Genomic DNA, 13214 nt, shown 5'->3' with positions numbered 1-13214 from the left:
AAAGATGATTGGAATCAGGCCCGGGCGGACCGGATCCCCGAAGTGGCGTTCGAAGGCTCCTGAATTCAGGTGACCGGTTCGGGGCCCCCGAACGCCTAAGGCAACAACCTACCTGCCCATGGGCAGGTATTTCTTGATCAGGTAGACGGGGGTGCAGCTCCAGGCGTGGCAGTAGCTGTTGATGAGGGTGCTGCCGTAGGGGGAGTACTCCGGCTGGTCGGGGTCGAAGGCCTCCCAGTAGGTGTCGGCGCCCAGGGCGATCATCCTGCCCCAATAGGACTTCAGGAGCTTGATGGCCTCCTCCTTGAGGCCTGCCACGAAGAGTGCCTCGACAACGTGGTGGTACATGTAGGGTGTGGCGATGCCCGTGACGGGGAAGAGCTCGTGCACCGTGGTGGACATGAGATCGTGGTTGCCCTGGTCGTCGAGGACCCGGGCCAGGACCATCCATGTCTGACTGGCGATGTTGAATTCGTGGTCGGGGCCGGAGGTGAATAGTCCCCTCTCCTTGTCGAAGAGGTGGTCCTTGGCGTACTGGATCAGGGCGGACAACTTGGCTTCGTAGGGCCGTGCGTCCTCGCCGGCTTTGACGGTCAGGTCGATGAACTGACGGAGTGCATAGACCAGGACCCCGTGGATGGCCGTGGCCTTGTCGAAATCGTTGGACCAGTCCACGAAGACCGGGGTATCCCCGAGCGTGAGCTCGCCGTCATCGCCTACCAGATCCAGATCCACATCCATCTGCTTTTTGGCGATCGGGTACAGATCGTGGAGCACCTCCATGTCTTGTTCATGGTTCATGAGGTCGCTCAGGGTGGAGATGAAGAAGAGGCCATAGTCGAAGAGGAAGGTGTCATCGGGGGTGTCGGGATCAACGAAGACGTTGGCCGAGATGCGTCCATCCGTGGTGCTCATGCCGGCGAAGAGGTAGAGGCACCGCTTGATCAGGGTGGTGTCGTTGAAGGTGGCATAGTCTGCCAGGGCCTGGAGGCGCAGGTCGCCGGTCCACAGCCTGCGATCGCGCTTGGGGCCGTCCTCGAAGACCTCCTGCATGCAGTCCCGGAGCGTCTTGCAGCCGACCTGATAGATCCTCTGGATTTCCGGGTCATCGCTCACGGGCTCCTGGGGCAGGGATTCGACGGCGCTCACGGTCTGTACCCTGGCATCGCTGAAAACGGCCTGCCACTTGGGGGAGGTGTCGATCACCTTGATCTCTGCATAACGGAAGCTGTATCGTCTGGGCATTTCGAGGTCGACGGGAAGGGAATCCAGGTGGATGGTCTCCTCCTGAATCCAGGACTTGCTCAGCCAGCCGTCGTAGGTTGAGCTTTCCTGGGAGAGCTCAACGGGGAGCTCGGCGAACTTGAGACGCAGGGTCAAAGGTGCGTCCATGGGTGAGCCGACCGACTCGATATGGATGGAGAAGTGTCCGACCATATGGTCGCCGAAGTCCAGGATCAGCGAATCCCCTCGCTTCATGGGCTTGGATTGTCTGGCTGTGGAGGCGTCCGTTGTCACGGTCACCCCGCCCAATGATTCGGGGTCGGCGGTCAAGGTGCCTTCGCCCACCGGTTCCATGGTGCCGGTACGGAGCTTGGGGCGCAGTGCCTCGGCCTTGGCGAGCAGACGCTCGTCATGATTGAATGTGACGTCGTTGTTGATCTGGAACGTGAATCCCATTGTCTTACCTTTCAAAAATGCAGGGGCGTAGGGAGGTGGCCGAAGCGGCCGCCCTCACACCCCTGCATGGCATCGTCCCGTCAGACTTCCGCCTCGCGGACGCCGTACTTCTTCTGCATGGCAATCATGACCAGACCGCCGATCAGGCCGACGGTCAGGAGGGCCGCAAACCCGAACATGGTTCCGCGGATGGCCGAGGGGACGACCAGGGCCGGGGTGATCAGGGCGAAGAGACCGCAGCAGAAACGGGAGAAACCGTTGATGAAGCCCTGGACCGAGGCGCGGACCTCCACCGGGAAGGACTCCTGGGTCCAGACCTTGTACATGGCCTCGCCGGCGAGGTTATTGCCGATGTTGTAGAAGCCGATGGCGATGACGATGGGCCAGAGCGAGGAGCTGCTCAGGGCCAGGCCAAGCATGGCGGCGATCTGGATGATCTGTGCGATGACGAAGACGATGTTGCGCCACTTTCCTCCGGAGAGGGAGGCGAAGATGGATGTGGTCACCAGGCCGAGCAGGTTGAGGACGATGCCGGCACCCGTGGCGAAGGTCTGGCTGGCGTGGGCCTGGACCAGGGTGAAGGTCTGGAACTGGCCGAAGGTGTTGGCCAGGAGGTTCCATGCCAGATAGAAGACCATGATGCAGGTGAAGAAGAGAACATACCTTGAGCTTCCCTTGCTGAAGAAGACACTGCGGATGTTGACCCTGTCGCCTTCGCCGACCACGGTATGCCCGCTTGCGGCCTCTTCCCTCCGTTCCTCGGCGATGCGCTGATCGGCCTCTTTATGGAAAATCCGGAACCTGGCGGATGAGAGGCGCCACAGCCAGGTGATTACAGCCACGATGGCCAGCAGGGCGAAGACGATCCGGGCCCCGGTGGCTCCGCTGACCTTGGAGACCAGGAAGGCGGCCACATAAGAACTGAGTACGCCCACCTGCCAGAAAATCTGTGTGGAAGAGACCAGCTGGGCCGAGGTCTTCTCGTTGGGGGAATCATGCGAGATCACGGTCAGACTGATCGGCAGATCGGCACCCGACGCAAGGCCTGCGATGATGACGCCAGCCAGCAGCATGGCGTAGTTGCCGGAGAAAACACAGACCAGAACGCCGATGGCGTAGAGGAAGTTGAGCCAGTTGAATGAACGGATCAGGCCTGCATGTTTGGTGATTTGACCGGAGAGGAGCGATCCGGCGGCAATGGCGAATGTTAAGGCACCGGAGATGATGCCTACCTGGCCATTGGTCAACCCCAGCCCCTGCTGCCAAACGGTAATCGTGGCCGAGAGTCCCACAATGATCCCGGATCCGAGAATAGATCCAATTCCCGCTGCAATGGCCAGAGGCCGATACCTGGTGAATTCCGATGTCTGTTCCATGTTCCCTGTCCTCGTTGATTGAGAAACCGTGTACCGCAACGTAGATTTATCGTAACGAGGTATGGATGGGGTTACAAGACGCACGGAATCGCACTTTATTTGCAAATTCACAGATTGTGTGCATGAATGGTGGGGGTTGCAGTGTACGAACGTAGGGGATACCGGCCGGGTTCCTTGTCCCCGTCAGGCTTGGAAGGGTTCCATGTTCTCGCAACGACTTGATCGCATCCTTCATGAACACAATGAGGTCGAACGTCGCCAGCTCAGTACGGTCAGCAACTTCAATTACATGAACCTGGATTTCTCCCATGGTGCCGTGCCCCAGATGCCCGAGTGGATTTTCTTCAAGGATGGCAGCATAGCCGTCACCAAGAGCAACCGCTTCTCCTATGTGCCCGAGCACACTCACAGTTTCATCGAAATGAACTACATGTATTCCGGGAGGTGCACGCAATACATCAACAATGAGCTTGTCGAGCTGCATCAGGGCAGCCTGGTCATGCTGGACAAGGCCGTACCCCACCGAATCTCGTATACCGATGAGGACGATATCCTGGTGAACATCCTTGTTCAGGAGCATGCGGACATCACCTCCATGTTCACCATGGTCCCGGAGTCGCTCAATGTGATCTCCCAGCTCATCGCCAACGTGGGCAACGCCTCGACCCTGCATGACAACCTCATCGTCTTCGACCTGCAAGGGCACGCCGTGCCCACCAACCTGATCGAGGTGCTCATCGAGCAAGGGTTGGCTGGCCGGCCGACCGTTGGCCGGAACCGGGCCATGGAGCTGGTGCTTTCCGCACTGGTCATTGAATTGAAGGCATTGATTTCCAAAAGCGTCATCGATTTCGGCAACATCCAGGCCGAGCAGGTGGCTCCGATCATCTCATATATTAACCGGCACTATGCCACGGTGAGTCTGGTATCCGTCGCCGACCGGTTCGGTTACAACCCCAACTACCTGAGCAACAAACTGAAAAAGGCCACAGGGGAAGGTTTCCAGGAGCTGTTGGATCGCCGCAGACTGATCGAGGCGCAGAAAATGATGAACGGCACCGACTGTTCGAACCAGGAAATCAGCGAGGCGATCGGCTACCGCAATGTGACATCACTCTTTCGGCTGTTCAACAAATATCTGGGTGCGACCCCCGATGATTACCGCAGCAAGAACCGCCAGCTCTAGTATTCCGGTTCCTGCCCCTCTTGTGGACAATTGAATACAACCACGGATATGCGTGAATGCCGATTTCCGCTGCACCGCCTCAGGGAGGTACCGAGCATGTGGAGCGGGGAGGGGGGCATCGGGGACTCAATAGGGTATGAAGCGCCTGTCCATAATGACCGGACCGCATATGGAACACCAACAGCGCTCATCAAGGATACCCGTGGGGACGAACAGCAAACTGAAGGGTACGGTAAGCGCCGCCTACTCGCGGTCAAATAAACCGGGCTGCGCAACCCTGGTCGACATATCCGGCCTGTTCAAGGAGAACGTCGATGGGCGAGGTGTGGATTCACCGCCGATGCAGCTGCGTCTGCGGAACGTACCCATACTGAATTCGCCATACAGGACGCCGACCAACAAGGGGGGCAGGTAAGGGCGAAACAGCTGCCATCAACAATAATGGAGACGAGCTTGACACCGATTCCGCATCCAGGCCCATCTCCTGAAAAGCCTCGCCGATTCCGTATCGGAGACATGTCCTGGTTTATCCTGTGAGGTTAGCGGGCCAGGACACGCCTCCAGAGTTCGATGAAGTGCACGTGTCGGTCAGTCGGAGAGTTACCGGTATGCTCCAAACGCGTACTGGTGCAGATTGCAGCTATCAGAACGGTGGGAGGCGCGACGATCCATACGTTCTACCACGGCTTTTTCAGGCTCTTCATGGGAATGCGCACCATGACGGTTGATCGGGGGGGGGGGGGGCAATCGCCTGTCACCGCCATTGGCGAAGACCGCACTTAAAGGTGACTTCGGCTTGCCGAGGTCAGTTGTCATAGGGAAGAGACGATGGGCGGCATCGGTCTTGAGGAGTCGGGACAGGGTTCTTGCGATTCGTGAGTAGCTCACGATGGTACCGAAGCTGATATGCGCGGGGGATCTGGAAATGTATCGATCTGTGCTGATGGGGTCTCAGTGCGAAGCCGTCGCGACGGCCCCTGCGAAAGGCATGGTACCGCCTGATGTCATCGGTACGCACCTCCGATAGGCTCTATGTCGATGCGTGAACCTCTACGTCGGAGACGGCAATCAAGCGTAGCGTTCATGCCGGTATCAAGCTCAGGGTTTCCTGCACGGTCCGGTGATCTCTCGTGGGGCTTGAGCCCATAACCCATGATTCGCGAGGAAACGGTGGCAATTAGTCCTGCTGAATGCGGGATGTCGTGTCTCTGCTCGCTTCTGCGACACTGATGATTCCGCGTCGGCTTCCCGTCGGGGAGGAGACCCGGGACCGCTGAGCGGTGTCGGGTTTTGTGGGGCCGGGCGTATAACCGATGTCTGTTTGTATGGAGGAGGGCCGGTTACCGGGAGACGGCGCTGCGTGTTTCCCGATAACCGGTCCTCCTCGTGTGTGGCGGGTCGGTTACCGTTCTTCTACTTGGTGGAGGAGCCGTGTGCGATCCTTCGTCCGGTGCGAATGCTCACCAGGGTCAGGATTCCCGCGGCCAGGGTCAGGATTCCCGCGGCCAGGATGGGGGCGGTGTCGCTGCCCGTGCTGGACAGGACGCCGGACGGATTCGGGTTATCGGCCGGGCCGGTCAGCTGCTGTGTATGGTCGATTGGCTTTTGTGTGGGGTCGGTCGGCTTGGTGGGTTTCTGTACGGGTTTGGCGGGCCTGGTGGGTTTCTGTGTGGGGGTGGTGGGTTTCTGTGTGGGGGTGGTGGGTTTCTGTGTGGGGGTGGTCGGTTTCTCGTCGGCACTGCGGGTCCAGTGGGCGGTGAGGGTCAGGTCGCCGGTGACGGGCTGGTCGAAGCCGTAGGGGTCCGTTCCGTTGAACCAGCCGTTGAACCGGTAGCCGTCCCTGGTCGGGTCGGCGGGTCTGACGGCCTTCTGCCCGTCCATGACCCGTTGGGCCGAGACGGCCGAACCGCCAGCCGGGTCGAAGGCGACGGTACGGGTGGCCACCGGGGCCTCATACGTGTAAGTCAGGTGCTCGTCAGGCTGGGCCACCCCGTTCAGGGTCCAGGTGACGGTGACTGTGACCGTGCCGGCCGCATGCGAGGGGGTGGACACGCTCCAGGTGCCGTCCGTCTTGGCGGTCAGGTCCACGCCCGCAATTCCGTCGAACCGCACGCCGACGAGCCCGACCTGATCGGGGAAGGCCACCCGCCCCGGCCTCCCATTCGGGGAGACGCTGTCGGTGTCGCGTCCCAGCGCGCCGAGAAGACTGTATCCCCAGGTGTAGAGGTTGCCGTCCGAGTCAGTGGCCAGGGAGTAGTTTTCGCCTGCATCGGCCCGGGTCCATTTGTCGACGCCTGCCGGCTTGGTCACCATGCCGGGTGTCGCGTCCTGACCGGCGCTGCCGGTGTCGCGTCCCAGCTTGCCGTCGCTGTTCCTTCCCCAGGTGTAGAGGTTGCCGTCCGAGCCGATTGCCAGGGAATGGCTGTATCCTGCGTCGGCCTCGGTCCATTTGTCAACGCCTGCCGGCTTGGTCACCATGCCGGGTCTGTTGGACGGTGTGGTGTTGGTGTCGCGTCCCAGCTTGTCGAAGTAGTTGTTTCCCCAGGTGTAGAGGTTGCCGTCCGAGCCGATTGCCAGGGAGTAGTTTTCGCCTGCATCGGCCTGGATCCATTTGTCAACGCCTGCCGGCTTGGTCACCATGCCGGGTGTCGCGTCCTGACCGGCGCTGCCGGTGTCGCGTCCCAGCTTGCCGTCGCTGTTGTTTCCCCAGGTGTAGAGGTTGCCGTCTGAGCCGATTGCCAGGGAATGGTTGTATCCCGCGTCGGCCTGGATCCATTTGTCAACGCCTGCCGGCTTGGTCACCATGCCGGGTGTCGCGTCCTGACCGGCGCTGCCGGTGTCGCGTCCCAGCTCGCCGTCGCTGTTGTTTCCCCAGGTGTAGAGGTTGCCGTCTGAGCCGATTGCCAGGGAATGGCTGTATCCCGCGTCGGCCTGGGTCCACCTGTCCATGCCTGCCGGCTTGGTCACCATGCCGGGTCTGTTGGACGGTGTGGTGTTGGTGTCGCGTCCCAGCTTGTCGAAGTAGTTGTTTCCCCAGGTGTAGAGGTTGCCGTCCGAGCCGATTGCCAGGGAATGGCTGTATCCCGCGTCGGCCTGGGTCCACCTGTCCATGCCTGCCGGCTTGGTCACCATGCCGGGTCTGTTGGACGGTGTGGTGTTGGTGTCGCGTCCCAGCTCGTCGAAGTAGTTGTTTCCCCAGGTGTAGAGGTTGCCGTTCGAATCGATTGCCACGGGGTAGTTTCCGCCAGCGCTGATCTGTGTGATTCGACCGGTTTTAGGTGGGGTGAGGGTAATGGTAGTGCCGCCGGCATCTGGCCCGTGGTCGAGATCGATGGCCCACTGCCGGCCTGCCGTTTGCGTCTGAATAGTCGAAGTGGATGGCGTAGATTCGCCCGTAGCGGCGGAGGCGGCACTACCACCGGTCAGACATAAGCCGACCAGTAGGGCGGTTGCCGTCAATGAGCGGCCGTGATGGATGAAACTAGACATTGACTACAGATCCTTTCCTTTTGTTATACGTACCACAGTGTGTTGGGTTCCCGCCCCTCCCTCAAGAGGGCAATACGCGCACACATACACATCGTAGAAAAATACAACGAAAACACAACTAAAAGAATAGTAAAGAATACAAGAACAGTTTGTATCGTTCTCATTTGGCTAAGATATGTGTGTGACATTATGAGGATAAATTCTATGAATATCTTGACAGAGGGAAGGCCCTGATGTCCGGGGCGGAGCAGTTGCCGATGGCGTTCTGAGGAAGCAGATGGCGCACAAGAATACTGAAGGCACCTTGATCGGTTCCGGACCGAGGTGCCTTGTTCAGCCTGTGCCCCTCGTGGGACTCGAACCCACAACCCACGACTTGAAAGATTGCGGGGTGAAGCAGAGGGGACTGACCTGGCCCGAAATGGAGTTGAGAGTAATGCTCATTGCTCTCAGACTGATTATCCCTGTACGATGATCATTTTGATGCCTCGTAGCGATTTAGCCGGCTATGCCGGCTTTTTTTATGTGTATGGCAAGGAGAGCCGGCATGGAGTTTTCTGGGCACAGGCAGCCGCCGAGCGGATGGGTCAGTCGTGTGGATGGTTGGGTGGCCTCGCTGCGGGCTCACGGAGACACTCCAGCCACGGTGGAGCACTGGTGGTATCTCGTGACCCAGTTCGCCATCTTCATCAGGATGAACCCCGAAGACGTTCAGACCCAGGACATCCTTGACTGGTTGACCAGGGGGGTTTCAACCAGCGCGATCAGATCCGACGTCAACTCCCTGAGATCCTTCTATGGATGGCTGTACAGGGATGGCGTCATACGGGTCAATCCGATGGATGGCGTTCCCGCGGTCAAGCGGCGACGCAAGAAGCAGAAGCCCGCCCCGCAGGCGGCCGTCGACCGGGGGCTGAACCATATTGATCCCCGGGTGCGGCTCCTGGTCAGGCTGTTCTGTGAAGCGGGGCTGCGAAGATCCGAGGCCATAGCCGCCAGGACGGATGACCTCGTGGAGGACCTGGCCGGCATGAGCCTGCTGGTCCACGGCAAGGGCGGCAAGGACAGGATGGTGCCCCTGGGCGATGGGCTGGCCCGTGAGCTTTCAGCCCTGCCGCGCGGGTACTTCTTTCCCGGCCGGCATGAGGGGCATGTCTGTTCCGATACGGCCTATGTCCTGGTCAAGAAGGGGACGGGTTGGCCGCCTCACTCCTTCAGGCGACGGTTCGCCACGGACGTGTGGAAGGCCACGGGTGATGTGGTCAAGGTGCAGTCGCTCCTTGGCCACGAGTCCCTGGCGACGACACAGGCCTACATCTATGACAGCGCCGACGATCTCAGACAGGCAGTCGACAGCATGCTCTCATACCGGAGCCGTAAAGGTGTGCGTGTGGTGCAGCCTGGGAGGATCCTGGAGGCCTATGGGCTGCCCATGCCCCTGATCGACAGGATACTGGCCGGCAAGAATGACGAATACCGGCAGGATCCACTATTCTGCTGACTTGGGCAGGGTTGCAATGAAGCCTAAAAGGAAGTCTCTTTTACAAAAGCGGCCGTTTACCGGAATTCCGGACAGTGGTCCTCGAGGATGCCCGGTCGGCGTCGGAAGTGTCGGGGAGGTCCTCCTGTAATCAGTGTACGGGGATTCTCCGGTGTTCATGGGTTGTCGGATGGGGTGGGGCCTGGAGTCATGAGAGTTGCACGGAGCCTTATTTGGTAGTACCGGAGATGCGGGGTCATTGGTTTTCTTGAGTGTGCCGGCAGGCACGGCTGCACGGCAGGTGGTGTGGGCGATGCCATGGCCCATCTCTCCTGGGCCAGGAGGGGGTTCGGCCGGTCGTGGGCGGTGTGCAGGGCGGACCCGGCCCTGTGGGTGGGGCCGGCCGTGGACGGTGGCCCTATCGGGGTGATGGTCCATATCGGTCCGATCCGTGACGTGGTGGTCTTCCGTTGCATGCGGCCGGGGGGCGGATTCAGACGGCTCATGGAAGGGGCGGAGACGCCATACGCAGGCTCGACGGACGTGATCCGGCCGGGTGGGCGATGCGCATGGCCGGCGGACCCTCCCCGGTGGTCTTATTCCCCCGTGCCGTTGGGCCCGTCGCCGTGTGGGTGGCCGGGTGTCCTGGCTGCGGGCTTGTGGTGATGCTTCCGTGCCGCTGGGCCGTTCCCGTCGCGGGTTGTGGTTGTGGTGGGGGTGGTCCCGTCCCTGTTGGGGGCGGGGGCGGGGCCACCTGGTGGTCCGTGCCGTCGTTTGGGGAATGTGTGGCGGTGCGGGCCTGCTTACTCGTGTGAAGTGTGTGTGGGGTGTCGGTGTCGTCTGGCCGCGTCGGTGGCGGCCATGAGGGTCAGGCCGATGGCGGCGAGCAGGAGGATGCCGTGGCTTCCGGTCAGGGGCAGGCTGCCGATGGTGACGTACCGGTACGTGTTGCCGGTGTCGTCGGCCTGGGGTGCCCCGTCGAGGGTCCAGCTGATGGTGACGGGCACCCCTCCGGCCGTGTGGGCGGGTGTGGTGACCGTCCACGTGTCGTCGGCGCCGGCCGTGGGAACGGTGCTTTCGACCCGGTCGAACAGCACCCGGGTGGGTATGCCGCGCGAGGGGAAGACCACCCGACCGGGCCGGCCGTCCGTGCTGCTGCCGCCGGTGTCGCGTCCCAGTTTGCCGTTGTAGTTGTTTCCCCAGGTGTAGAGGTTCCCGTCGGAGCCGATCGCCATGGAATAGTATTCCCCTGCGATGGCCTGGGTGAAGGTGATGCCGGTGGGTGGTGTGACCCGTCCGGGCCGGCCGTCCGTGCTGCTGCTGCCGGTGATGGTGGTGTAGCGTCCCAGCTGGCCGTCGAGGTTGTCTCCCCAGGTGTAAAGGTTCCCGTCGGAGCCGATCGCCATCGAATGGTCGTATCCTGCGCTGGCCTGGGTGAAGGTGATGCCGGTGGGTGGTGTGACCCGTCCGGGCCGGTCGGCGGGTGTGCCGGTGGTGTCGCGTCCCAGCTGGCCGTAGGCGTTGTCTCCCCAGGTGTAGAGGTTCCCGTCGGAGCCGATCGCCATCGAATGGTCGTATCCTGCGCTGGCCTGGGTGAAGGTGATGCCGGTGGGTGGTGTGACCCGTCCGGGCCGGTTGGCGGGTGTGCCGGTGGTGTCGCGTCCCAGTCGGCCGTAGGAGTTGCTTCCCCAGGTGTAGAGGTTCCCGTCGGAGCCGATCGCCATGGAATAGTATTCCCCTGCGATGGCCTGGGTGAAGGTGATGCCGGTGGGTGGTGTGACCCGTCCGGGCCGGTCGGCGGGCGTGGTGCCGGTGTCGCGTCCCAGCTGGCCGTCGAGGTTGTCTCCCCAGGTGTAGAGGTTCCCGTCGGAGCCGATCGCCATGGAATGGCTGTTTCCTGCGCTGGCCTGGGTGAAGGTGATGCCGGTGGGTGGTGTGACCCGTCCGGGCCGGTTGTAAGGCGTGCCGGTGGTGTCGCGTCCCAGCTGGCCGTAGGAGTTCCATCCCCAGGTGTAGAGGTTCCCGTCGGAGCCGATCGCCATCGAATGGTCGTATCCTGCGCTGGCCTGGGTGAAGGTGACGCCGGTGGGTGCTGTGACCCGTCCGGGCCGGTTGGCGGGTGTGCCGGTGGTGTCGCGTCCCAGCTGGCCGCTGCCGTTGTATCCCCAGGTGTAGAGGTCCCCTTTGGAGTCGATGCCCAGGGAATGCCAGTCTCCTGCGCTGGTCTGGCTGAATCTGATGCCGCGTGCGGGTGGCGGGGTGAGGGTGACGGTGGTGCCTCCCGTGTCTGGTCCGTGGTCGGGGCTGATGGTCCACTGCCCGTCGCCCTTGGTCCAGTGGGCGGTGATGGTGATGCTTTGGGTGACGGGCCGGGTGAAGTCGTAGGCGACGGGCGTGGTGCCGGTGAACCATCCGTCGAACCGGTATCCGTCCCTGGCGGGGTCGGTGGCGGGCCGTGTGGCCGTGTCCCCCTCGGTGACCTGTTGGGTCCGGGTGGCGGGTGTGCCGCCGTTGGCGTCGAAGGTGACGGTGTAGGCGGGGCGGTCGTACCGGTAGGTGCTGCTCGTGTCGTCGGCCTGGGGTGTCCCGTCGAGGGTCCAGCTGATGGTGACGGGCACCACTCCGGCCGCGTGGGCGGGTGTGGTGACCGTCCATGTGCCGTCGGCGCCGGGCATGAGTCCGGTGCCGACGGCATGGTCGAAGAGCACCCCGGTGGGTTTGCCACGCGAGGGGAAGACCACCCGTCCGGGCCGGCCGTCCTGGATGTTGGCGGTGTCGCGTCCCAGTTGGCCGTAGTTGTTGTTTCCCCAGGTGTAGAGGTTCCCGTCGGAGCCGAACGCCATGGAAATCATATTGCCGCCTTCGCTGCTTTGGGTGAAGGTGATGCCGGCGGGTGCTGTGACCCGTCCGGGTTTTATGTCTGCGTTGACTCCGTTGATGGTGGTGTTGGTCTCGCGCCCCAGCTGGCCTAGGTCGTTGGCCCCCCAGGTGTAGAGGTTCCTGTCGGATCCAAGCGCCATGGAATAGCGACTTCCTGCGTTGGCCTGGGTGAAGGAGGTGACGCCGGTGGGTGGTGTGACCCGTCCGGGCCGTCCGTCATACCCGCTGCTGCCGGTGTCTCGTCCCAGCTGGCCGCTGCTGTTGTCTCCCCAGGTGTAGAGGTTCCCGTCGGAGCCGAGCGCCATCGAATAGGTGCCATTTGCGCTGATCTGGGTGAGGGTGACGCCGGTGGGTGGTGTGACCCGTCCGGGCCGGTCGTATGGTGTGCCGGTGGTGTCTCGTCCCAGCTGGCCTTTGCTGTTGTCTCCCCAGGTGTAGAGGTTCCCGTCGGAGCCGATCGCCATGGAATGGTAGTCACCTCCGGCGAACTGTGTGAGGGTGACGCCGGTGGGTGGTGTGACCCGTCCGGGCCGGTCGTATGGTGTGCCGGTGGTGTCTCGTCCCAGCTGGCCGCCGCTGTTGTCTCCCCAGGTGTAGAGGTTCCCGTCGGAGCCGAACGCCATGGAATAACCGTATCTGGCGCTGGCCTGGGTGAAGGTGACGCCGGTGGGTGGTGTGACCCGTCCGGGCCGGTTGGCGGGTGTGCCGGTGGTGTCGCGGCCCAGTTGACCGTCATAATTGTCTCCCCAGGTGTAGAGGTTCCCGTCGGAACCGATCGCCATGGAATGCATGTCTCCTGCGCTGGCCTGGGTGAAGGAGGTGATGCCGGTGGGTGGTGTGACCCGTCCGGGCCGGCCGTCATACTCGCTGCTGCCGGTGTCGCGTCCCAGCTCGCCGAAGAGGTTGTCTCCCCAGGTGTAGAGGTCCCCTTTGGAGTCGATACCCATGGAACACATGTCTCCTGCGCTGGTCTGGCTGAATCTGATGCCGCTTGCGGGTGGCGGGGTGAGGGTGACGGTGGTGCCGCCGGCCTTGGGTCCGTGGTCGGGGCTGATGGTCCATTGGCCGGTCTTGGTCCAGTGGGCGGTGATGGTGGTGTCTTGGGTGACGGGTCGGGTGAAGT

General features: G+C 62.0%; 6 protein-coding genes. 2 read left to right on the top strand and 4 right to left on the bottom strand.

Annotated elements, in window-relative coordinates; translation table 11 throughout:
• Positions 1–108: 108 nt before the first annotated feature.
• Together AACP59_RS08450 and AACP59_RS08445 are read right to left on the bottom strand one after the other, a co-directional pair.
• Complete coding sequence (locus AACP59_RS08450) at positions 109–1680, bottom strand: alpha-L-rhamnosidase-related protein (protein ID WP_339350825.1); 1572 nt, start codon at positions 1678–1680, stop codon at positions 109–111.
• 80 nt (positions 1681–1760) lie between these two features.
• Positions 1761–3056: an MFS transporter gene (locus AACP59_RS08445; RefSeq protein ID WP_339350823.1), complete on the bottom strand. Its 1296-nt coding sequence runs from the start codon at positions 3054–3056 to the stop codon at positions 1761–1763.
• Between the two features lie 202 nt (positions 3057–3258).
• Between AACP59_RS08445 and AACP59_RS08440 the strand changes: the two genes are divergently transcribed.
• On the top strand, positions 3259–4242 hold the full coding sequence (locus AACP59_RS08440; RefSeq protein WP_339350822.1) for an AraC family transcriptional regulator: 984 nt from the start codon (positions 3259–3261) through the stop codon (positions 4240–4242).
• A 1413-nt stretch (positions 4243–5655) separates the two neighbouring features.
• Here the strand turns inward: AACP59_RS08440 and AACP59_RS08435 are convergent.
• Positions 5656–7731: an RCC1 domain-containing protein gene (locus AACP59_RS08435; RefSeq protein ID WP_339350821.1), complete on the bottom strand. Its 2076-nt coding sequence runs from the start codon at positions 7729–7731 to the stop codon at positions 5656–5658.
• Positions 7732–8278: 547 nt separating this feature from the next.
• Between AACP59_RS08435 and AACP59_RS08430 the strand changes: the two genes are divergently transcribed.
• Entirely contained in the window at positions 8279–9232 is a 954-nt protein-coding gene (locus AACP59_RS08430; protein ID WP_339350819.1) for a tyrosine-type recombinase/integrase, read from the top strand.
• A gap of 782 nt (positions 9233–10014) precedes the next feature.
• On the opposite strand, the gene AACP59_RS08425 is transcribed toward AACP59_RS08430, so the two are convergent.
• Positions 10015–13214, bottom strand: a 3200-nt coding sequence (locus AACP59_RS08425) for an RCC1 domain-containing protein (protein ID WP_339352938.1), incomplete at its 5' end; no start/stop codon positions are given.

Source organism: Bifidobacterium indicum (genome assembly GCF_036987015.1).
Classification (GTDB): domain Bacteria; phylum Actinomycetota; class Actinomycetes; order Actinomycetales; family Bifidobacteriaceae; genus Bombiscardovia; species Bombiscardovia indica.
This window is presented reverse-complemented; position numbering and strand designations above follow the sequence as displayed.